Raw genomic sequence first — 20,927 nt, 5'->3', positions numbered from 1 at the left:
CAGGCAGTTGGAGGAGCCCGCGTCGCGGCCCGACTAGACAGGAAGACAATGATGACAACAACAGAGCCGGAAACCAGGCCAACAGTCAATGGCAGCCATCCTCTCCCTCGCCAGCGCCGGAACTACTCCATCGGTGAGCTGGCCAAGATGTTCGAGGTTACCCCGCGCACCATTCGCTTCTATGAGCAGGAAGGCCTGCTGGCGCCCGAGCGGCGCGGCCAGACACGTATCTATCACGAGAAGGACCGAGTCCGCCTGAAGCTGACGCTGCGCGGCAAGCGACTGGGCTTCTCGCTCGCCGAGATTCGCGAAGTCATCGAGATGTACGATGCCATGCCCGACGGCAACTGGCGGCAGCTGCAGCGGCTGTTGGAAATTCTGGCCGACAAGCGCGCCAACATGGAGCGCCAGCTCGAGGATATTCGCCTGATGCAACGTGAGCTCGACGACGTGGAAGCACGCGCTCGGGACGTCCTCGAGCGACTTCGCCGCTAGCCATACGTTTGCCATTTTCCGCGCCACTGTCTCAACAGCTATCGCAACAACTATTCGCAACAACAACTTGCTACAACACGATGGGTATCACGATGACACGCCAACACGTCCTCAACAGCTATGTCAGCGGCATCAGCGACACGCCGCTGAAAGGAGAAACCATCGGTGATTGCTTCGACGCCACCGTCGCCCGCTTTCCCGACGGCGATGCCCTGCTGAGCCTGCACCAGGGCCTGCGCTACACTTGGAAGGAGCTGCAGCAGACCGTCAACCAGGCGGCGCGCGCCCTGCTGGCCCTGGGTGTAAGGAAAGGCGACCGGGTCGGCATCTGGTCGCCCAACTGCGCCGAGTGGACCATTACCCAGTTTGCCACGGCGAAGATCGGCGCCATCCTGGTCAACATCAACCCCAGCTATCGCACCCACGAGCTGGAGTACGCGCTGAAGCAGTCGGGCACCTCAACGCTGATCCTGCAGGGCAAGTTCAAGACCTCCGACTACGTGGCCACGTTGGCAGAGCTGGCGCCGGAGCTGCGCGACGGCGCCCGTCCACCTTCTCGGCGGCCAAGCTGCCCGAACTCAAGCGCGTGGTATGCCTCGACGCCGAGCGTGCGTTGACCGGCATGTTCAGCTGGCAGAGCCTGCTGGCGCATGCCGACGAGGTTTCCGAAGAGCACCTGGCCGAGATCCAGGCCACGCTGCAGTTCGACGAGCCGATCAACATCCAGTACACCTCGGGCACCACCGGCGCGCCCAAGGGCGCCACCCTGTCGCACCACAACATCCTCAACAACGGCTTCTTCGTCGCCCGCACCATGGGCTTCACCGAGAAGGACCGCCTGGTAATCCCGGTGCCGCTGTATCACTGCTTCGGTATGGTGATGGGCAACCTGGGCTGCGTGACCCACGGCGCCACCATGATCTACCCGGGCGACGGCTTCGACCCGGAAGCAACGCTCAAGGCGGTATCGGACGAAAAGGCCACCGCGCTCTACGGCGTACCGACCATGTTCATCGCCGAGCTGGAGCACCCCAATTTCGCCCAGTACGACCTCTCCACCCTGCGCACCGGCATCATGGCCGGTTCGATCTGCCCCATCGAAGTGATGCGCAAGGTGATCGACAAGATGAACATGCAGGACGTTACCATCTGCTACGGCATGACCGAGACCAGCCCGGTCAGCACCCAGACCCAGACCGATGCTCCGCTCGACAAGCGCGTGACCACGGTGGGCACCATTCACCCCCACCTGGAGGTGAAGCTGGTCAGCCCCGAAACCGGCGCGGTGGTGCCGCGCGGCGAGACCGGCGAACTGTGCACCCGCGGCTACAGCGTGATGCTGGGCTACTGGAACAACGAGGAAGCCACCGCCAAGTCGATCGACAGCGCCGGCTGGATGCACACCGGCGACCTGGCCACGATGGACGAAGAGGGCTACATCGCCATCGTCGGGCGCATCAAGGACATGATCATCCGCGGCGGCGAGAACATTTACCCGCGCGAGATCGAGGACTTCCTCTACACCCACCCGGCCGTATCCGACGTGCAGGTCATCGGCGTGCCCGATGAAAAGTACGGAGAGGAAGTGATGGCGTGGGTGAAGCTGGCCGAAGGCCAGAAGCTCAACGCCGACGAGCTAAAGGAATTCTGCAAGGGCAAGATCGCCCACTACAAGATCCCCCGCTACGTGAAGTTCGTCCATGAGTTCCCGATGACTGTCACCGGCAAGATCCAGAAGTTCAAGATGCGCGAGGAAGCGACCCACGAGCTGGGCCTGTAATCCCGCGTCATCCCGTCGGCTTGACCCAGCGCGCCCCTGCCCAGGCAGGGGCGCGCTGGTTTCGTTTGGCGCCCACTCGATATAGGCTGTAGCAAGATATTCAACACTCGTTGCCAATGGAAGGTATGCCATGTCACAACCACAACAGCCCAAGACAGCCGCCGGATTGAGCCAAGCACAGCTGGACGCCTACTGGATGCCCTATACCGGCAATCGCCAGTTCAAGCGCGATCCACGCATCATCGTGAGTGCCGAAGGCAGCTATTTCACCGATGCCGCGGGTCGGCGCATTTTCGACGGGCTCTCCGGCCTGTGGACCTGTGGTGCCGGCCACTGTCGGCCGGAGATCACCGAGGCCGTGACGCGTCAGCTCCAGCAGCTGGACTATTCACCTGCCTTCCAGTTCGGCCACCCCAAGGCCTTTGAGCTGGCCCACCGGATTCGCGGCCTGATGCCCCAGGGGCTCGACCATGTGTTCTACACCGGCTCCGGTTCGGAGAGCGCCGATACCGCACTGAAGATCGCCCGCGCCTACTGGCGCAAGAAGGCAAGCCAAGCAAGACCAAGCTGATCGGCCGCGCCAAGGGCTATCACGGAGTCAACTTCGGCGGTATCAGCCTGGGCGGCATCGGCGCCAACCGCGCACTGTTCGGCCAGGGCATCGACGCCGACCATCTGCCCCATACCCTGCTCAAGGAGAACGCCTTCACCAGAGGCATGCCCGAGCGCGGCGCCGAGCGAGCCGAGGAGCTGCAAGAGCTGATCGCGCTGCACGACGCCTCGAACATCGCCGCGGTGATCGTCGAGCCGTTGGCCGGCTCGGCCGGGGTGATTCCTCCGCCCCAGGGCTACCTGCAGCGACTGCGCGAGATCTGCGATCAGCACGATATCCTGCTGATCTTCGACGAGGTGATCACCGGCTTCGGCCGCATGGGCGCCATGACCGGCGCCGAGGCGTTCGGCGTGGTGCCGGACATCCTCAACGTGGCCAAGCAGCTGACCAACGGCGCGGTACCCATGGGCGCGGTGATCGTGCGGGGTGAGATCTACCAGACCTTCATGGAACAGGGCGGCCCCGACTACATGCTCGAACTGCCCCACGGCTACACCTACTCCGGGCATCCGGTGGCCTGTGCCGCGGCGCTGGCCGCACTCGACGTGCTCGAGAACGACCGCCTGATCGAGCGCGTGCGCGAGATGAGCCCGGTCTTCGAGGAGACCCTGCATGGGCTCAAGGGCACCCGCCATATCAGCGATATTCGCAACTACGGACTGGCCGGGGCGCTGCAGATCGAGCCCTACCCCGGCGAGCCGGCCCGCCGTCCCTTCGAGATCGCCATGAAATGCTGGGAGAAAGGCTTCTACGTGCGCTACGGCGGCGACACCATCCAGCTCGGGCTGCCCTTCATCGTCGAGCGCGACGAGATCGACCGCCTGGTCAATGCGCTGGGCGACGCCATCGGCGAGCTGGACTGAGCGCCCACGCCGCTAAAACGCCACAAGCCAGGCGATAGACGCCTGGCTCGTGCAGTCTGGCTGGACGCCGCGCTACAAACCCTTGGGGGCAAAGATCCCCGGCGCGTTGCGCCGGTAGCCCTTGTAGTCCATACCGAAGCCGAAAACGTAGCGATCCACCACTTCGAGGCTGCAGTAGTCGGCCTTGAGGCCCGGCACCGCCTTGCGGTCGTGCCGCTTGTCCACCAGCACAGCGGTGGAGATGCTCGCTGCACCCGCCTCGCGGCGGTAGGCAAGAATAGCGGCAAGCGTTGCCCCTCGTCGAGGATATCGTCGACGATCACCACATGGCGACCCGCCATGGGAATTTCCGGCGACACGCGCCAGAACAGCTCGCCGCCACGCAGGCCGCCGCGATAGCGGGTTGCGTGAAGGTAGTCCACCTCCAGCGGGAAGCCGAGCCGGGTCAGCAGGTGCCCGGTGGTGATTAGCCCACCGTTCATCACGCAGTAGAAGACGGGCAGCTTGTCACCCAGGTCGGCGGTAATCTCGGCGGCCATGCGATCCAGCGCTCGCTCGACCTCTTGCTGGGAGATCAGGCAGTCGGCGGTCTCCATGACATCGCGCATGGTCGCCAGGGATTGATGAAAATCGGCTTCGAGTTTCGGCATGTGGGGTGTCAACACCAATGGCAAAGGGATAACGGAAATTGCGAGGCTCAGCTACCGGCCAGGGCTTCGAGGCGGGCATGCACGCGGCGCCAGCGCCCCAGCGCCTCCAGGGCATCGAGCTCCGGGCGGGCACGCCCATAGCGCAAGCGCGCCGCGGGGCGGGTGGTTCGCCCGTGGCAGGCCTCAAGCGCCTCCAGCGCCGCCGCGCGGTCGTTGCAGACCAGCACCATGTCGCAGCCGGCCTCGAGCGCCGCCAGAGCGCGCTCGCCGGGCCGGCCGGCGTATTCGGCACCGGCCATGCCCAGGTCGTCAGAAAAGAGCGTGCCCTTGAAACCGAGATTGTCACGCAGCATGTTTAGCCAGCTCGGCGAGAAGCCGGCCGGCCGGGGATCGAAAGCGGGATAGACCACGTGCGCTGGCATGACGCCGTCGAGGCGAATGGCCAGTTGGGCGAAAGGCACCAGGTCGTGCTGGCGCAGCGCCTCCAGCGGCCGCTCGTCGACGGGCAGTTCCAGGTGGGAGTCGGCGGCCACGCCACCATGACCGGGATAGTGCTTGCCCACCGCGGCCATGCCCGCTTCGTGCAGGCCGGCAATGAAGGCGCCCGCCATGGCGGCCACCGCCTGCGGGTCGGATGAAAAGCTGCGATCACCGATCACGCCGGAGATGCCGGTGTCCACGTCGAGCACGGGGGCAAAGCTGAAATCGAGGCCGCAGGCGGCCATCTCCATGCCGAGCAGCCAGCCGGCATCCAGGCACAGCCGTAGGGTATCCTCGGGTGCCGCGGCGTAGTCACGGCCAAGCTTGCCCATGGGCGGCAGGCGCGTCACGCCTTCGCGCAGTCGCTGCACCCGCCCACCCTCCTGGTCGATGGTCAGCAGCAGCTCGGGGCGCAGGGCGCGGATCGTTGCGCACAGTTCACGCACCTGGCGGGCGTCGACGACATTGCGGGAAAACAGGATCACCCCGCCGACTTCGGGGCGCAGCAGCAGCTCACGCTCCTCTCCCGTCAGTTCGGTGCCTTGCAGGTCCAGGATCACCGGACCGAGAGTCTGCGTCATGATCGGATTCCTTGGGCCAGAAGGAGGGTGATTCTAGACGAAAGTCGGCGATGACGACAGCCGCCGACCCGGCGGCAGGCGCAAAGACTGCGCCAGGTCAACCGAGCTTCAGGCCTTGGACGGCAACGCGTGCAGCCATACCGGGGTTCCCGGTGGCGCCAGGGCGAACACGCGCAGCAGCGCTTCATCGCGCAGTCGCACGCAGCCATGCGAGCGAGGCACGCCCATGGGCTGGTCGGGCGGAGTACCGTGGAGATAGATGTAGCGCCGCTGGGAGTCGACCGCCCCGCCGCGGTTGCTGCCGCTTTCCAGCCCGCACAGCCAGAGGATGCGGGTCAGGATCCAGTCGCGCCCGGGATGCGCCGCAGCCAGCTCGGCGGAATAGGTCTCGCCGGTGGGCCTGCGACCGCGAAACACCGCACCCACCGGCTGGTCGCCACCGATCGCCGCGCGCACATAGTGCCACCCCAGCGGGGTCTGGCCGCTGCCCTCTTGCTGCCCCGTTCCTGCCAGGGCCGTCGAGACGGGCCAAGCTTCCAGGCGCTGCTCGCCACGCCAGCAAATGAGCTGCTGACGCGTCACGTCGATTTCGAGCCACACCCCCTCGGCGGGGGAAGTTCGGCAAGCCGTGGCGTACGCACTTCAGCTCGCCTTGGCCGGCTGCAAGGCGGGCGGAGGCGGCAGCGGTGCATTCATGGCGGCCACCACCACAGGGCGCAGGCGGCGAATCAGGTCGCGCACGGTAACGTGCTCGTCGTAGTCCTTCTCGGCGATATCGCGCAGGGCATCGAGCCCCGACAGGGTGAAGATCACCGTGCCCAGCATGAAATGCAGCCGCCAGAAGCGCTCACCGTCGGGCAGCTCGGGCGTGGCCCGCCGCACCAGGTCGGTGAACCGCGTGAAGACGCTACCGTACTCATCCTGGATATAGCGCCGCAGGTGCCCTTGCGCCTGGCTGTAGGCAAGCCCCAGCAGCTTCATGAAGACCTTGAGGCTGTGCTTCTCGGCCGGCACCTCCAGCACGGTACGCGCCATGGTTTCCAGCAGCTCCTCAAGCGGAATCACGCCGCCTGAATGGCGCTGCTCGAGCTCATCCAGGGCATGGTGGAAACGCACCGTAAACGGGTCCAGGTAGCGCGCGAAGACCGCCTGGATCAGCGCCTTCTTGGAGCCGAAGTGATAGTTGACCGCCGCCAGGTTGACGCGCGCCTTGCTGGTAATAGTGCGCAGCGAGGTTTCGGCGAACCCGCGCTCGGCAAACAGCACTTCGGCGGTATCGAGGATGCGTGTGACGGTATCGGTTTGAGCCATGGGCGCGACCTGCCAGAAACAGTTGTTTTAAACATTACAAAAGTCTACGGCAATGCCTTCAATCTCTCAATGTCTATCCTTCCCATCTCGTTTAAAACGCTGCATGAGAACGCTGCTGGCTAGGAAACCGTTTTTTACTGGATAGACTTCCATGCTGTATACTTGAACAATACGTCATGCTCGGACCGCCTCGCCGGTCGGGCCAACGCCAGACCTCTACCGCCAGACCTCTACCGGGAGCGCTCATGACCCGCCCGCTTACGCCGCGCCAGCAGAATGTCTATGACTTCATCGTCAAGACGATGAACGAGTTTGGCTACCCGCCGACCCGCGCCGAGATCGCCAAGGCGCTGGGGTTTCGCTCGCCCAACGCCGCCGAAGAGCACCTGCGCGCACTCGAACGCAAGGGCGTGATCCGGGTGATCCGCGGCACCTCGCGGGGCATTCGCCTGCCGCTTCAGGAAAGCGAGCCCAGCGTCGGCGCCTCCCCGCCAACGAGGGCCTGCCCATTATCGGTGAAGTCGCGGCCGGCAGCCCCATCCTGGCGGCAGAGCACATCGACCGCTACTGCCCGCTTCCCCCGGACTATTTCACCCCTCGCGCCGACTATCTGCTGCGGGTGCGCGGGCTTTCGATGAAGGAGATCGGCATCCTCGAAGGCGACCTGCTCGCCGTGCATCGCACGGAGCGGGTACGCGACGGGCAGATCGTGGTGGCCCGGCTGGACGACGAAGTCACGGTGAAGCGCTTCCATCGCAGCGGCTACCGGGTCGTGCTGGCCGCCGAGAACGCCGACTTCGCGCCCATCGAGATCGACCTGCGTCACCAGGCGCTGGAGATCGAAGGCATCGGCGTCGGTGTCATTCGCGGCGGCAGCGGCCAGGCGCTCGGCTAAGCGCTGGCTGCGCCCGGCAGCGAGTTTCGTCACTTCGGATGAACCGCAAGATTCTGCATGCCGACTGCGACTGCTTCTATGCTGCGGTGGAAATGCGCGACAACCCCGCGCTTCGCGAAGTGCCGCTGGCGATCGGCGGTAGCGTCGAAGGACGCGGGGTGATCGCCACCTGCAACTACCCAGCGCGCGCCTTTGGCATCCATTCCGCCATGCCCACCGCCAGGGCTCTGCGCCTGTGCCCCCAGTTGACCCTGCTGCGCGGCGATTTCGAGCGCTATCGCGAGGCGTCGCGCCAGATCCAGGCCATCTTCCACGAGCTGACGCCCTGGGTGGAGCCGCTGTCGCTCGACGAAGCCTTTCTCGACGTCACCGAGGTGGCACGTTTTTCAGGCAGCGCTACCTGGATGGCGCGCTGGCTGAAGGAGGAGTGCCTCAGGCGCGTGGGGATCACCGTTTCGGTGGGCGCGGCACCGTCGAAGTTCCTGGCCAAGATCGCCAGCGACTGGGAGAAGCCCGACGGCCTGACGGTCATCGCTCCCAGCCAGGTCGACGAGTTCGTGCAAGCGCTCCCGGTGACCAAGCTTCCCGGCGTTGGCCCAGCCACGGCCAAGCGCCTGCAGGCGATGGCGATCGCCACCTGCGACGAGCTGCAGCGAGTGCCGCTGGAGCACCTGCTGCAGGAGTTCGGCAAGTACGGCAAGCGTCTGTACGAGCTGGCCCGGGGTATCGACGACCGGCCGGTTTGCATTGAACGCGAGCGCAAGTCCGTCAGCGTGGAAACCACTTTTGCCACTGACCTACCCGACCTGGACCACTGCCACCGCGAGCTGGCGCCGCTGTGCGAGCGTCTCGAGGCCAGGCTGGCGCGCCACGGCAACCCGCCCATCGCGGGCACCTTCGTCAAGGTGCGCTTCGATGACTTCTCGCTGACCACGCTCGACGCCCGCGGCGGCTGGCCGTGCCTGGCCACCTATGCTGCGCTGATGGCGCAGGCCTGGGCCAGGCGTGAACGACCCGTGCGCCTGCTGGGCGTAGGCGTAAGGCTGGTGCCGGACGATGCGCGGCGCCAGCTCACCCTGCCGTTGGCGGAAGCCTGAGCCCCACCCGGCATCGACTGAGCCCTACTGGGTCGAGTCAGCCTTACGGGGGTCGAGCAAGCTTACTTGGTATCGATGTAGCGGTGTCGGTCGAAGGTCGCCACCCAGCTGGGGTGATAGACCATCAGGCAGCTGAGCAGCATGCCGGTAAGGAAGGCTTCCGACGGCATCAGCAGCGGCAGGAACAGCATGTATTCGCGAGCCAGATGGATCGCCTCGAGGTCCGTCGCCCCCAGCATGATGAGCGCCACACCCGCCAGCCCGGTGCCCAGCGTGGCCAGGGCGGCGCCGAAGAAGCCGCAGAGAAACAGGAACACCATCAAGTTGTCCGGAAGGTAGCGATCCACCAGGCGCCACACGGATACCACGATCGTCACCGGGATCACGCCGGTCAGCAGCACATTCACGCCCAGGAGCTGCCACTCCGCCTTGCCGAGTGCCACCAGCGCCAGGTTGGCGGCCAGGTTGGTCAGAAGCGCCAGAGGCGCCTTGAAGAGCAGCGTCAGCAAGGCCGTGAGCATGAGGTGCAAGGTCAACCACTCGACCGACTGGGCCCGCAGCTGCCACAGCAGCACCACGATCAGCGTGGCGGCCAGCCAGCGGTGCTGCAGGCCGCGATCGTCGAGCAGCGCCCGCCATGGCCGCTGCGCCAGGGCCAGCAGCAAGGTGGCGAGGGACACGGCCCCGCACGCCAACAGCAGCCAGGGCGCCAGGATCAGTGCGGAGAACGACATCGGCAGCGCTTCCTTGCGAAGGGTCAGGCAAAGACGACGGTCTTGTTGCCATGGATGATGACCCGGTCCTCGAGATGCCAGCGTAGCCCGCGCGCCAGCACCGCCTTCTCCACGTCGCGTCCGAAGCGCACCAGGTCCTGAGGCGTGTGGCAGTGGCTGACGCGATGGATATCCTGTTCGATGATCGGTCCGGCATCGAGTTCCTCGGTCACGTAGTGGCAGGTCGCACCGATCAGCTTCACGCCACGCGCATAGGCCTGGTGATAGGGACGCGCTCCGACGAAGGAGGGCAGGAAGCTATGGTGGATGTTGATCACCCGGCCGGCATAGCGCTGGCACAGGCGGGGCGGCAGGATCTGCATGTAGCGCGCCAGCACGATAACGTCGGCCTGCAGCGCTTCGACCTGCCGCTCGACCTCGGCAAAGGCGGAGGACTTGTCGTCCGGCACAACCGGAACGCAGTGATAGGGCAAGCCATGCCACTCCACCAGGCCGCGCATGTCGTCGTGATTGGAGATCACCCCCACCACATCGCCATCGAGCTCGCCCGCCGTCCAGCGGTAGAGCAGGTCCACCAGGCAGTGCGACTCACGCGACACCATGATCACCACGCGCGGCCGCCGCCGGGTATCGCGCAGCGCCCAGGTCATGTCGAACTCGCGGGCGACCGGTGCGAAGGCGCTCTCCAGCTCCTCGGCGGTCATGCCGATGGAGTCGGCCAGGATCTCGTAGCGCATGAAGAAACGCCCTGCTTCCAGGTCGGAATGCTGGCTGGCTTCGGTGATGGAACCACCGTGGCCGGCGATGAAGCCGGAAACACGCGCCACGATGCCGCGGCGGTCGGGGCAGGAGACGACAAGACGATAGAAATGGGACATGGGAACCGTAGGCGACATAGCGATAAGTGGGTGCGCATTGTAGCGAACTGGACCGCACGGAACACGCCCGTATCGCCGAACGTGCATTGTGATGGGTCGGGCCGTTCCCGTATAGTGAAGGCAACTTTGTCCGGTCCTGATTTGCCGATGCTCTCTTCTCGCGCCACCATTCGTCCTCGACAACACCTACCGCTGTATTTTCTGCCGCTGGGCGGCTGCGGCGAAATAGGCATGAACCTGAGCCTATATGGCCATGGCGGTGAGTGGATCGCGATCGACTGCGGCATGATGATCCGCCAGGACCTGCCCGACAGCCCGCTGCAGGTGCCCAGCCTCGACACGCCTGCCGCGCTCGGCATCACGCCTTTGGCGCTGTTCATCACCCACGGCCATGAAGATCATATCGGCGCGGCGGCCTGGCTGTGGCCCAAGTGGCAGTGCCCGATCTACGCCACGCCGCTGGCCGCCGGGCTGCTGCGCAACAAGTTCACCGAGCGCGCCCTGGCCACCGAGGCCATTCGGGTGATCGAACCCGGAGAAGCCATGGAGAGCGGCCCCTTCACGCTGCGCTACCTGCCGCTGACCCATTCGATTCCGGAAAGCTGTGCGCTGCTGATTGCCGCGGGCAACCGTCGCGTGCTGCACACCGGTGACTGGAAGCTCGACCCCGAGCCCTTGATCGGCCACTCCGTCAAGGGCTCGCTGTTTCGCGCCCTGGCGCCGGTCGACCTGGTCGTGGGCGACTCCACCAACGCCCCCTCCCCGGCCATTCGCGCAGTGAAGGCGAGGTGGCCAGGGCGCTGGAGCAGCGCCTGGCCCAGTGCGCCGGGCGGGTGGTGGTGACCTGCTTTGCCAGCAACCTGGCCCGGGTGCTGGCCATTGCCCTGGCAGCCGAGCGCTGCGGGCGTCGCGTCAGCCTGATGGGGCGCGCCATGGAACGCATGGTGGCCACCGCCCGCGGCCTTGGCTACCTCGACGACATGCCGCCTCTGGTGCCGGTCAGCGACCTGGGCTACCTGCCGCCCGAAGAAGTGCTGGTAATTGCCACCGGCAGCCAGGGCGAGCCGCGCGCCGCGCTCAGCCGCATGGCCAACGGCCGCCACCACAGCCTGGAGCTGGGGGTCGGCGACACCGTGATCTTCTCGGCCAAGGCGATCCCCGGCAACGAGCCGCAGATCGAGCGGCTCAAGCACGGCCTTGCGCGTCTAAGCGTGACGATCTGGGATGAATTCAACCATCCGGAGCTGCATGCCTCGGGCCATCCGTCGCAGGAGGAGCTGCGCACCTTCTACGGCTGGCTGCAGCCTCGCCTGCTACTGCCCGTGCATGGCGAACACACCCATCAGGAGGCACACCGCCAGCTGGCGGCGTCGCTGGGTATCGAGGCTCCCCTGTCGCCGGTCAACGGCGACCTGATTCGCTTCGACGCCGACGGGCTGACCCTGGAGTCGCGCCACCCGCAGCGCCCCTGCATCGTCAATCAAAACGCCATCACTCCGCTGCCCGGCCTGTCGGAGCGCGGCTCCTCACGCCACGGCACCCTCTACCTGGCGATACCCGTGGCCGCCTCGAGCCCCGGCTGGACCCGCATCGGCCGGCTGATGCTGGATCGCCACGGGGTTGGCGCGCTGGATGAGGAGAGTTTCGTCGATTGGCTGGACGAGCAGCTGGAGACGATCGAGGCCGACAGCCTGGCCAGGCTGCGCCTCGCGCTGCAGCCGCTGATCACCGCCTGGCTGGCGGAGCACTTGCGCCACCTGCCGGACGTCCATCTCCAGCTGATGGCGGTAGAACCACCGGGCCTGCGCTGACCGGGTGGTGGGTAACCGGCCAAGGTCTGCTCGGTCATGGCGCTTACGGGCAACAGGCAACGCAGGGGAGAGACGGAAAGGCAGCGCTAGTCGTCGGCCAGGCGCGCTCTTAAGCGGCTGACCGCCTGGCTGTGCAGTTGGCACACCCGCGACTCGGTGACCCCCATCACCACGCCGATCTCCTTCAGGTTCATCTCTTCCTGATAGTAGAGCGCCATCAGCAGCTTCTCCCGCTCCGGCAGCGCCTCGATGCCCTTGACCAGCTGGGCACGCTTCTGCTCGTCGACCAGCTGGTGGTAGGGCGTGTCCCGCGAGGTATCCTCCATGCCGGGCTCTACCCCTCGGCCAGCAGCACCTCGAAGGGCAGCAGGTGGCCGCTGTTGGTGTCGCTGAGCAGCTGGCGATAGGTCTCAAGCTCCATATCCAGCTCGTGGGCGATCTCGTGCTCTTCCGCCGCCCTGCCCAGCCGCTGCTCGAGGCGGCGCACCGCCTCGTCCAGCGTGCGCGCATTGCGCCGCACGCTGCGCGGCAGCCAGTCACGGCCGCGCAGCTCATCCAGCATGGCGCCACGAATGCGCTGGTTGGCGAACGTGGCGAAGGTGGCGCCCTGCGAGGCGTCATAGCGCCCCATGGCCTCCAACAGGCCGACGGTGCCGGCCTGAATCAGGTCATCCAGTTCCACGTTGGCCGGCAGGCGTACCTGCAGGGCCAGCGCCTGGCGCCTGACCAGCGGCAGGTACTCTTCCAGCATGTCCGTCTGTGCGATCTTGCCTCGTGCTGTGTACATGTCCTTGCTCCCGCGGCCGTCAGCCCTCTTCCACGGTAGGATTGCTGAGAATCCGATGGCACCCGTCAGCGCCGCTCATGATCGACGATGACCTGTAAGCCCTGCAGGGTGGCGATGCGTTGCCGCGCATCCTGCAGGGAAAAGCGAAAATGCAGCGCGGCGTCGGCGGGCAGTCCGGCCAGGGCCTCGCTGTGCCCGCGCGCCCCAGGCAGGCGCATGCAGGTATCCTGGTGACACAGCCAGGCATCGACCGCCGCTCCCGGCGGGGCCTGGTACTGCCAGCCGATCCGGCGAATCACTTGGCCCTGCGCCAGGGCAGGGCTCGGCGGCTGCAGCGCGGCCGAAGCGATCTGGCGATCGGCCATGGCCACCTGCACCGCTGGTGCCGTGGCCACCCAGCTTCCCGCCGCCTGGACGCTCGACGCCTGGGCGGCAACCAGCCCCACAAGTGCAGCAAGGACGAGGCGGCGACTCATCGCGCCAGCACCAGCAGGTCGACATCGAGATAGCTTGCCGCCACATGGCGAAGGTTCATCAACAGTCCCTTGCGACCCACATGAGGGGGTGCACGGCCAGCAGGCGCTGCGGCCCGCCCTGCTCCACCACCTGGCGCAGCTGACGAAACGCGCGGCGAAAGGCGTCAAGATCGTCCTCGACCCACAGCGCCCAGTGCGGCTGCTCCATGGCCAGCACCGGCAGGTGCGGGCTGGTAACGGGCAGCGCTACGATGCGCCAGCTGGCCGGATCTCCCACCCAGCGTCGCCCCTCCTTCGCCCAGGCTTCGAGCAGCTGGGTGACCCGCTCGGTCTGGCCCACCGAGGCGCCGGGCAGCCCGAGCACCATCAGGGTACGCACCGCACCGGCCGATGGCGGCGCGACGCGCATGGGCGCAGTGGCTGGCGTGGACGGCGCAGGACGCGCCTTGGCCGGCGCCCCCGCCTTCGGTCGCCAGCTGCAGCAATGCCTCGGCGATGTGCATCGGGCACTCCCCGCTGGCGCCGAGGACGAGACCCATTCGCGCAGGCCCGCGGCCTGATCGGTTCCCATCTAGCCTGTCTCCCTCTCGCCAAACCCCAGTTGTCGAATCGCATCGCGGATCAGGAACAGCTGTACCAGGGCGCCAAGCAGGGCGCTATCGCGGCGTCGCTGACGCCCACCGGCCAGCCCCAGCAGTTCGGCACGCAGGTCGCGTGCCGAGTCATCTTCGACCAGGTCCAGCTGAAGGGCCACGGTGGCCAAGCCGCCCGCCAGCAGCAGCCGCAGATCGGCACGCACCTCGCCGAGTTCGGCCGGCGTCAGCTGCTGCCAGGCACGCCGGGCCAGCTGGGGCAGCGCATCGCTCTGCAGCTGGGTCACCAGCAGCGGCTCCAGGTCGTTGCCCAGGCGGGCCGGCGCCAGCCAAAGCGCCGGGCCAGCAGCTGGTCGTTCTCGCCATCGCGCAGCTCACCCAGCCAGGCCTGGGCCGTTAGCTCGTCGCCGCGGCGCCCGCTGCCCTTCAGCGCCAGCGTCACCGGTAGCCGAGCCAAGTGCAGGCGGCAAGGCGCCCCGCGATAGCGGCTGTCTCTTTGCGCCATCGGCTCCCCCAACCCGGCAAGTGCCGCAAGCGGCTGCTTTTCGCCCGCGTAGACGACGCGCTGCCCCCACGCACCAGGCTGCACCAGGCCAGGCCTTCGCGTTCCAGCCAGGCACCGGCTTCGGCATCCGGCAGGCCACGCAGCAGGTGCAGTGAAGCTCCTGGGCGCGGGCAGCGGCCAGCCGAGCCTGCAGGCCCGGCGGCTGGCGGTGCTGCAGCCAAGGCAGGGCCGACCAGGCACCATCGTGGTCGAGGGCCACATCCGGCATCGCCCAGGCCTCACCCGCCACCTTGGCCCGCTCGCTCCACATCACGCCCAACGGGTGCAGGGGCGAGGGCTTGGCACACAGCGCATCGAGGCGCTGCTGCTGCACCGAGGGCGGCAGGCCGAGCAGATCCCACCCCGCTTCCAGATGTTCGAAGCCGACCAGGCGACGACGCAGTTCACGCAGGATCACCGCAACCCGCCGGCCCTGGCTCAACAGGCCGTACTGGCGCGTGGCGGCGGGCGCCGCTGCCTGGCGGCTGCCCGCCCCCGCACCGGGCGGCGCTGGCTCAGGGCCAGGTGCACCAGCGAGTCGGGGGCGGCCAGCGACATGTCTTCCGGCACACGCTGGCCGTGGGAGACGAACAGCAGCCGCAGCCCGTGGCGCAGGATGATGTCCAGCACCGGCCCCAGCCGGCCCGCCTCATCCTGCTTGGTGATGATGCAGTCGGTGAGCTCCGCGCCGGCCGCCTGGGTAGCCTGACGGTAGCGCACGACCACTTCCTCAAGGGTTTCGGGCTGGCTGGCGGCGTTGAGCATCAGCACCAGGCGCACCGGCGTGCTGGCGCCGCGCAGGTGCGAGACCTGCTCGATCACGCGCTGGTCGCGCTGGCTCATGCCGACGGTGTCGATGATGACCCAGGACTTTCCGCGCATGCGTTCGAGCAAGTCGGACACCGGCTGGTCGGCGTTCAACGCATACATGGGCACATCGAGAAGGCGGGAGTAGATGCGCAGCTGCTCGTGCGCACCGATACGGAAACTGTCGGTGGTCACCAGCGCCACCGGGCGAGTACCGTGACGCTTGACGTAGCGTGCCGCCAGCTTGGCCGTGGTGGTGGTCTTGCCCACCCCGGTCGGCCCGATCAGCGCCACGATGCCGGCATGGTCGAGAAACTCTCCTCGTTGCCCAGGGCATGCAGCCTTTGGACCAGCTGGCGCTGCAGCCAGGCCTGAACCTGGTCGTTCGCGGCACCATCCAGGGCCAGCTCCTCAGGCAGCGTGGAAACGAGCTCGGCCGCCAGCGCGGCGGCGAAGCCCGCCTCCTCTAGCTGGCGCGCAAGCGCGTCTCGGCACGTCTCTTGTTCCCCCGCCGGGCCCTGGCCGCGGGTCAGCAGCGCGCGCATGTCGCGCATTTCCTCGAGCAGCCGCGCGCTCATCGCCTCGAAGGCCTGGGCTGGGTCCTGGCCGGGCGATGTCGCTCCAGGCGACATCGCGCCGGGCTGAACCGTCCCCACCTGGGTCGAAGCACCCTGCGCCTGGCGCGGCGTCGCGGCGGCAGCCGACGTGGCGGGCCGCGCCGGGGCCTCCGGCTGAGGCGTACCCGATTCCGCCATGGCCAGGATCTCGACCCCCTGCTCGACGCGGCGATTGGCCAGGATCAGGGCTTCATCGCCCAGGGCCTCGCGCACCTGCCGCATCGCTTCCCGGCTGTTGGCTCCAACGAAACGCATCACACTCATGGTTTACCGCCCTCCTACCCAGGTCGAGACACGCAGCGTCCGGTCATCGGGAATTTCCGCTTGCGACATGACTACCAGGTGACGCAGGCGACGGCGCAGGAAGCGCGCCAGCAGAGGGCGCAAGCTGTGCTGTACCACCATGACCGGCGGTTCGCCGCTCGCCTCGTGGCGCTCCAGCGCCTGCTCGGCCTGGCTCATCAGGGTCTCGGCCAGACCGGGCTCCAAGGCACCGTTGCCGTTCATGGCCTGCATCAGCACCTGCTCGAGCTGCGCCTCGAGGCCGATCACATTGAGCGTGTCCTGGCCGGAGAACCACTGCTGGGTGATCGAGCGGCCCAGCGCCATTCTCACCAGCGCCGTGAGTTCGCTGGCATCCTTCTGCACCGGCGCGTACTCGGCCAGGCAGTCGAGGATGGTGCGCAGGTCGCGGATCGAGACCTCCTCTTCGAGCAGGTTCTGCAGGATACGCTGCAGCACGGTGAGGCTGAGCGACTTGGGCACCACGTCATCGACCAGCGACTTCTGCTCTTCGCCAAGCTTGTCAAGCAGCTTCTGCACCTCCTGGCGGCCGAGCATCTCACCGGCATGGCGGTGCAGCAGGTGGTTGAGATGGGTGGCAATGACGGTGCCGGCATCGACCACGGTGTAACCGTAGACCTGGGCATGCTCCCGCTGGCCGGCATCGATCCACACCGCCGGCAGGCCGAAGGCGGGGTCCGCGGTGGGCGTCCCCTGCAGCTGGCCGGTAACCTGCCCCGGGTCAATGGCAAGCCACTGGCCGGGATAGGCTTCGGCACGCCCGATCTCCGCCCCCTTGAGCGAGATCACATAGGTATTGGCGCCCAGCTCGAGGTTGTCGCGGATATGCACCACCGCCGGCAGGAAACCGACCTCCTGGGCAAACTTCTTGCGCACGCTCTTGATGCGCCCCAGCAGCTCGCCCTCCTGGCGCTGGTCGACCAGCGGAATCAGCCGGTGGCCCACTTCCAGGCCCAGCGTATCGACCAGCTGCACGTCGTCCCAACTGGCCTCGGGGGCCACCGGCTGTGGCGGCGGCTCGGCGCCGATCTCCTGCTCCACCAGCCGCTGCTCCTTCTGCCGCGTCAGCATCCAGGCCAGCCCGGCCAGCAGCCCGGTGAAGATCAGGAACACCAGGTTGGGCATCCCGGGCACCAGGCCCAGCAGCCCCATGACCATCGCCGCCAGGATCATCACCTGCGGATTGACGAACAGCTGGCTGATCATCTGCTGGCCCACGTCCTGCTCGGTGTTGACCCGCGATACGGTCACACCTGCCGCGGTCGAGATCACCAACGCGGGAATCTGCGCCACCAGGCCGTCGCCGATGGTCATCAGGGTATAGGTCTTGGCGGCATCGCCGAAGCCCATGCCGTGCTGCAGCATGCCGATCAGCAGACCGCCGATCACGTTGACTACCATGATCACCAGGCCGGCCATGGCGTCGCCGCGCACGAACTTGCTGGCACCATCCATGGAGCCGTAGAAATCGGCCTCCTGGGCCACCTCGGCGCGGCGCTTGCGCGCGTCCTCCTCGCCGATAAGCCCGGCATTGAGGTCGGCATCGATGGCCATCTGCTTGCCCGGCATAGCGTCGAGCATGAAGCGTGCGCCCACCTCGGCGATACGCCCGGCCCCCTTGGTGATGACCATGAAGTTGATGATGACCAGGATCAGGAACACCACGAGGCCGACGGCGAAGTTGCCGCCCACCAGGAAGGTACCGAACGCCTCGATCACCTTGCCGGCGCTGTCGCCGCCCTGGTGGCCCTCCATCAGGATCACTCGCGTGGAGGCCACGTTGAGCGACAGGCGCAGCAGCGTGGTGAACAGCAACACGGCCGGGAAGGCAGCGAAGTCCAGCGGCTTCTCGGTGAACATGCTGACCAGCAGCACCATGATCGCCAGCGCGATGTTGAAGGTGAACAGCAGGTCGAGCGCGAACGGCGGCAGCGGCAGGATCATCATGGCCAGGATCATGAGGATCAGGATCGGCCCGGCCAGCAGCTTCATGCGTACATCGCCCATCCAGTCACGGCGACCGATGAGATGGCTCAACGACTTCATTCTCGCGCCCCGCCAGTTGCCGCCGGCCCTTGGGGAGCATCCCCAGGCGGCGTGCCGCCCGCCGGCACATCCATGCTCGGCGGTATGGGCAAGTCTTCCGGCATCGGTGGCACTTCGCCTCCCTCCTTGGCCACATGCTTGAGGCGGAAGGCCCAGGCCAGCACCTCCGCCACGGCGGTATACAGGTCGAACGGGATCTCCTGGTCGAGATCCACGTGGTGGTACAGCGCACGCGCCAGCGGCGGGGCCTGCAGCAGCGGCACCCCCGCCTCCTGGCCGAGTTCGCGGATGCGTGCCGCCACCAGCTCAGTGCCCTTCGCCACCACGCGCGGAGCGCCCATGCGCTGCTCGTCATAGCGCAGGGCCACGGCATAATGGGTCGGGTTGGTAATGATCACGTCGGCCTCGGGTACCTTGCTCATCATGCGGTTGCGGGCCATCGCCTGCTGCTGGGAACGGATTCGCGCCTTGACGTGCGGATCGCCCTCCGACTCCTTGTGCTCACGCTTCACTTCCTCCTTGGACATGCGCAGCTTCTTGCTGTGGCTCCACAGTTGGTAGGGCACATCGATGAGGATCACCACCAGCAGAGTGAGCACCATCAGGCCGCAGGCCTGGGCTGCCATCATCAGCGCCCGGGCCAAAGCCTGGGTGGTGGGCTGATCCATCAGCGACAGGTACTCGCCGCGATGAACATAGAGGTAGGCCATGCCGACACCGCCGATCAGCATCGACTTGGCCACAGCCTTGAACAGCTCCACCAGCGCCTGGGTGCCGAACATGCGCTTCAGCCCCTTGAGGGGTTGAGCTTCGACAGCTGGGGCTTGAGCGACTTGGCCGACATCAGCCAGCCGCCGAGCATCACCGGCGCCACCAGCGCCACCAGCGTCAGCAGCAGGAACAGCGGCAGCATGGTGATCAGGGTGCGCTGCCCCAGGTCGAGCACCTTCACCAGCATGGGGCCAGTTTCAAACGCCTGGCGGCGCTCGAACAGGAAGGCCTGCTCCATCACCAGCCCCAACTGGTCGTAGAGCATCGCGCCCATGGACCACATGCCCACCACCCCGCCAAGCAGCAGCATGAAGGTGGTCAATTCACGGGAGCGCGCCACCTGCCCTTCTTCCCGGGCCTTCTCCAGCCGGCGTGGCGTCGCCTCTTCCGTCTTTTCCTGATCGCTGCTTTCGTCGGCCATGGTTCCCGGACATTCCTCTGCACGGTGGCCATTGTGGCGTCTCGGGGCCGAGCGCCATACGCCAAAAAGCGCCGATGATCGTGGCTTTATCACCACGACCATCGGCGCCGAAGGCATATCCTGGCGCTGTGTTAACCGGCGTCAGCCCACGGTCGCGTGCCAGGCCGAATGGCCAGGCACGCGGCGGGCGGCCTAGAAGCCGAGCTGGTCCAGCAGGTCGTCTACCTGGTCCTGGCTGCTGACCACATCGGCCCCTTCGGGCTTGATCTGCGGGCCGTTGAGCAGATCCTCGCGCTTGCGTGCCTGGGACTCGCGCTGGTCGTTGGCCTGGCGCTGCATCTTCTCGCGCTCTTCGCCATCAGGCACGTTGTCGATCAGCACCTGCACCAGCTGGTTCTCGATCTCACGAATCACGTCCATCATCTTCTTGATGACCTGGCCCGTCAGATCCTGGAAATCCTGGGCCATCATGATCTCGAGCAGCTCCCGCTGGGTGGCCTGGGCCTTGTCCGGCACTTCGGTCAGGAAGGAGCGGGTCTCCTTGACCAGCTCCCGTGCCTCATCGAGCTCCTTGGGCGCGGCGAACCACTCGGCCCAGCGCTTGTCGAGCGCCTCGGCCTCGCTGCTGAGCTCGTCTTGCAGCGGCTGCGCCCGGTCGATGGCGTTCAGCGCCCGGTGCGCCGCCTGCTCGGTCATGCTGGCCACATAGTTGAGCCGGTCGCGAGCATCGGGAATCGCCTCGGCGGCCTTCTCGATCTCCTTGTCCAGCCCCAGCTCGCGCATGCTGTCTCGTAGCATGCGCGTCAACTGCCCAATGCGTTGGACCAGATCTTCGCCAGCGGCGCCGTGTAACTTACCCCCGGTGGGCTGCTCGTTTACGCTCATCTTGTTCACTCCTCTGCAAGCGGGCGCCCCGCCGGCTTCACTTGCCCAGTTTTTCGAAGATCTTGTTGAGTTTTTCTTCCAGCGTGGCGGCAGTGAACGGCTTGACGACGTAACCGCTGGCACCGGCCTGGGCGGCGGCGATGATGTTTTCCTTCTTGGCCTCGGCGGTCACCATCAGCACCGGCAGGTCCTTCAGGGCGGCATCGGCGCGAATCTGCTTGAGCATCTCGAGGCCATCCAGGTTCGGCATGTTCCAGTCCGACACGACGAACTCGAAGGAGCCGGAACGCAGCTTGTTCAGCGCCTCCTGTCCATCCTCCGCCTCTTCCACGTTGGTGTATCCCAGTTCCTTGAGCAGGCTCCGAACGATCCGGCGCATGGTCGGAAAATCGTCGACCACCAGAAAGCTCATGTTCTTGTCAGCCATCAGGTTTCCTCTTCTTTCGTCTTACAGGGTTGGACTGGCGGCAGCGCTGTTGCCGTCCTGCT

General features: G+C 66.4%; 16 protein-coding genes and 7 pseudogenes. 6 read left to right on the top strand and 17 right to left on the bottom strand.

The features are described from left to right. The first annotated feature begins 51 nt into the window (after positions 1–51). The 3 genes and pseudogenes from ACUDAL_RS06240 (at position 52) to ACUDAL_RS06230 (ending at position 3,751) form a co-directional block, all read left to right on the top strand. Positions 52–495: a MerR family transcriptional regulator gene (locus ACUDAL_RS06240; protein ID WP_444677515.1), complete on the top strand. Its 444-nt coding sequence runs from the start codon at positions 52–54 to the stop codon at positions 493–495. Between the two features lie 92 nt (positions 496–587). Next, positions 588–2,275, top strand: a pseudogene (locus ACUDAL_RS06235) (AMP-binding protein). 130 nt (positions 2,276–2,405) lie between these two features. Next, positions 2,406–3,751: pseudogene (locus ACUDAL_RS06230) on the top strand (aspartate aminotransferase family protein). Positions 3,752–3,823: 72 nt separating this feature from the next. On the opposite strand, the pseudogene ACUDAL_RS06225 reads toward ACUDAL_RS06230, so the two are convergent. The 4 genes and pseudogenes from ACUDAL_RS06225 to ACUDAL_RS06210 all read right to left on the bottom strand — a co-directional run bounded on the left by ACUDAL_RS06225 (position 3,824) and on the right by ACUDAL_RS06210 (position 6,773). Further along, positions 3,824–4,401, bottom strand: a pseudogene (locus ACUDAL_RS06225) (hypoxanthine-guanine phosphoribosyltransferase). Positions 4,402–4,448: 47 nt separating this feature from the next. Then, a complete protein-coding gene (nagZ, locus tag ACUDAL_RS06220; RefSeq protein ID WP_444677514.1) occupies positions 4,449–5,462 on the bottom strand; it encodes a beta-N-acetylhexosaminidase in 1,014 nt (337 codons plus the stop codon). A 108-nt stretch (positions 5,463–5,570) separates the two neighbouring features. Further along, positions 5,571–6,062, bottom strand: coding sequence for a L,D-transpeptidase family protein (locus ACUDAL_RS06215; RefSeq protein WP_444677513.1), 492 nt, complete (start codon positions 6,060–6,062; stop codon positions 5,571–5,573). A 42-nt stretch (positions 6,063–6,104) separates the two neighbouring features. Continuing rightward, entirely contained in the window at positions 6,105–6,773 is a 669-nt protein-coding gene (locus ACUDAL_RS06210; RefSeq protein ID WP_444677512.1) for a TetR/AcrR family transcriptional regulator, read from the bottom strand. Between the two features lie 245 nt (positions 6,774–7,018). Here ACUDAL_RS06210 and lexA point away from each other — a divergent pair. Together lexA and dinB are read left to right on the top strand one after the other, a co-directional pair. Further along, positions 7,019–7,668: pseudogene (gene lexA / locus ACUDAL_RS06205) on the top strand (transcriptional repressor LexA). Positions 7,669–7,706: 38 nt separating this feature from the next. Then, positions 7,707–8,765 carry a DNA polymerase IV gene (dinB, locus tag ACUDAL_RS06200; RefSeq protein ID WP_444677511.1) on the top strand — a complete coding sequence of 353 codons (1,059 nt, stop codon included), beginning with the start codon at positions 7,707–7,709 and terminating at the stop codon, positions 8,763–8,765. Between the two features lie 62 nt (positions 8,766–8,827). On the opposite strand, the gene ACUDAL_RS06195 is transcribed toward dinB, so the two are convergent. Continuing rightward, positions 8,828–9,499 (bottom strand): energy-coupling factor ABC transporter permease, encoded by a 672-nt coding sequence (locus ACUDAL_RS06195; protein ID WP_444677510.1) that lies wholly within the window; start codon positions 9,497–9,499, stop codon positions 8,828–8,830. A 23-nt stretch (positions 9,500–9,522) separates the two neighbouring features. After that, a complete protein-coding gene (gene purU / locus ACUDAL_RS06190) occupies positions 9,523–10,377 on the bottom strand; it encodes a formyltetrahydrofolate deformylase (RefSeq protein ID WP_444677509.1) in 855 nt (284 codons plus the stop codon). Between the two features lie 231 nt (positions 10,378–10,608). Here purU and ACUDAL_RS06185 point away from each other — a divergent pair. Further along, positions 10,609–12,188, top strand: a pseudogene (locus ACUDAL_RS06185) (ribonuclease J). Between the two features lie 86 nt (positions 12,189–12,274). Here ACUDAL_RS06185 and ACUDAL_RS06180 read toward each other — a convergent pair. From ACUDAL_RS06180 to cheY, 11 genes and pseudogenes are all read right to left on the bottom strand, one after another. Beyond that, a pseudogene (locus tag ACUDAL_RS06180) lies at positions 12,275–12,975 on the bottom strand (RNA polymerase sigma factor FliA). A gap of 65 nt (positions 12,976–13,040) precedes the next feature. Next, a complete protein-coding gene (locus tag ACUDAL_RS06175; protein ID WP_444677508.1) occupies positions 13,041–13,451 on the bottom strand; it encodes a flagellar protein FlhE in 411 nt (136 codons plus the stop codon). A 58-nt stretch (positions 13,452–13,509) separates the two neighbouring features. Continuing rightward, entirely contained in the window at positions 13,510–13,860 is a 351-nt protein-coding gene (locus ACUDAL_RS06170) for a hypothetical protein (protein WP_444677507.1), read from the bottom strand. Between the two features lie 162 nt (positions 13,861–14,022). Beyond that, entirely contained in the window at positions 14,023–14,331 is a 309-nt protein-coding gene (locus tag ACUDAL_RS06165; protein ID WP_444677506.1) for a hypothetical protein, read from the bottom strand. Then, entirely contained in the window at positions 14,328–14,549 is a 222-nt protein-coding gene (locus tag ACUDAL_RS06160) for a hypothetical protein (protein WP_444677505.1), read from the bottom strand. The genes ACUDAL_RS06165 and ACUDAL_RS06160 overlap by 4 nt, the downstream gene beginning before the upstream one ends. A gap of 477 nt (positions 14,550–15,026) precedes the next feature. Next, positions 15,027–15,689 carry a hypothetical protein gene (locus ACUDAL_RS06155; protein ID WP_444677504.1) on the bottom strand — a complete coding sequence of 221 codons (663 nt, stop codon included), beginning with the start codon at positions 15,687–15,689 and terminating at the stop codon, positions 15,027–15,029. After that, the gene (locus ACUDAL_RS06150; protein ID WP_444677503.1) at positions 15,680–16,276 is read right to left on the bottom strand and encodes a hypothetical protein; all 597 of its coding nucleotides are present in this window, start codon (positions 16,274–16,276) and stop codon (positions 15,680–15,682) included. Before ACUDAL_RS06150 ends, ACUDAL_RS06155 begins: the two co-directional genes overlap by 10 nt. 3 nt (positions 16,277–16,279) lie before the next feature. Continuing rightward, positions 16,280–18,361, bottom strand: a complete 2,082-nt coding sequence (flhA, locus tag ACUDAL_RS06145; protein ID WP_444677502.1) for a flagellar biosynthesis protein FlhA — start codon at positions 18,359–18,361, stop codon at positions 16,280–16,282. Further along, a pseudogene (gene flhB, locus ACUDAL_RS06140) lies at positions 18,358–19,553 on the bottom strand (flagellar biosynthesis protein FlhB). Before flhB ends, flhA begins: the two are co-directional and overlap by 4 nt. Before the next feature lie 192 nt (positions 19,554–19,745). Beyond that, positions 19,746–20,438, bottom strand: a complete 693-nt coding sequence (gene cheZ / locus ACUDAL_RS06135) for a protein phosphatase CheZ (protein WP_444677501.1) — start codon at positions 20,436–20,438, stop codon at positions 19,746–19,748. Between the two features lie 37 nt (positions 20,439–20,475). Then, positions 20,476–20,865 carry a chemotaxis response regulator CheY gene (cheY, locus tag ACUDAL_RS06130; protein WP_444677500.1) on the bottom strand — a complete coding sequence of 130 codons (390 nt, stop codon included), beginning with the start codon at positions 20,863–20,865 and terminating at the stop codon, positions 20,476–20,478. Positions 20,866–20,927: the final 62 nt, after the last annotated feature.

This window comes from Halomonas sp. E19, from assembly GCF_052439355.1.
Taxonomy (GTDB): domain Bacteria; phylum Pseudomonadota; class Gammaproteobacteria; order Pseudomonadales; family Halomonadaceae; genus Halomonas.
The sequence above is the reverse complement of the archived record's forward strand: the minus strand, read 5'-3'. Positions and strand labels throughout refer to the sequence as shown.

What these genes read in the sequence shown, in the direction of transcription:
- ACUDAL_RS06240 (WP_444677515.1), top strand. Translation starts at nt 52, where the DNA reads ATGACAACAACAGAGCCGGAAACCAGGCCAACAGTCAATGGCAGCCAT.
- nagZ (WP_444677514.1), bottom strand. Translation starts at nt 5,462, where the DNA reads ATGACGCAGACTCTCGGTCCGGTGATCCTGGACCTGCAAGGCACCGAA.
- ACUDAL_RS06210 (WP_444677512.1), bottom strand. Translation starts at nt 6,773, where the DNA reads ATGGCTCAAACCGATACCGTCACACGCATCCTCGATACCGCCGAAGTG.
- dinB (WP_444677511.1), top strand. Translation starts at nt 7,707, where the DNA reads ATGAACCGCAAGATTCTGCATGCCGACTGCGACTGCTTCTATGCTGCG.
- ACUDAL_RS06195 (WP_444677510.1), bottom strand. Translation starts at nt 9,499, where the DNA reads ATGTCGTTCTCCGCACTGATCCTGGCGCCCTGGCTGCTGTTGGCGTGC.
- purU (WP_444677509.1), bottom strand. Translation starts at nt 10,377, where the DNA reads ATGTCCCATTTCTATCGTCTTGTCGTCTCCTGCCCCGACCGCCGCGGC.
- ACUDAL_RS06175 (WP_444677508.1), bottom strand. Translation starts at nt 13,451, where the DNA reads ATGAGTCGCCGCCTCGTCCTTGCTGCACTTGTGGGGCTGGTTGCCGCC.
- ACUDAL_RS06170 (WP_444677507.1), bottom strand. Translation starts at nt 13,860, where the DNA reads ATGCGCGTCGCGCCGCCATCGGCCGGTGCGGTGCGTACCCTGATGGTG.
- ACUDAL_RS06160 (WP_444677505.1), bottom strand. Translation starts at nt 14,549, where the DNA reads ATGGCGCAAAGAGACAGCCGCTATCGCGGGGCGCCTTGCCGCCTGCAC.
- ACUDAL_RS06150 (WP_444677503.1), bottom strand. Translation starts at nt 16,276, where the DNA reads ATGAGTGTGATGCGTTTCGTTGGAGCCAACAGCCGGGAAGCGATGCGG.
- flhA (WP_444677502.1), bottom strand. Translation starts at nt 18,361, where the DNA reads ATGAAGTCGTTGAGCCATCTCATCGGTCGCCGTGACTGGATGGGCGAT.
- cheZ (WP_444677501.1), bottom strand. Translation starts at nt 20,438, where the DNA reads ATGAGCGTAAACGAGCAGCCCACCGGGGGTAAGTTACACGGCGCCGCT.
- cheY (WP_444677500.1), bottom strand. Translation starts at nt 20,865, where the DNA reads ATGGCTGACAAGAACATGAGCTTTCTGGTGGTCGACGATTTTCCGACC.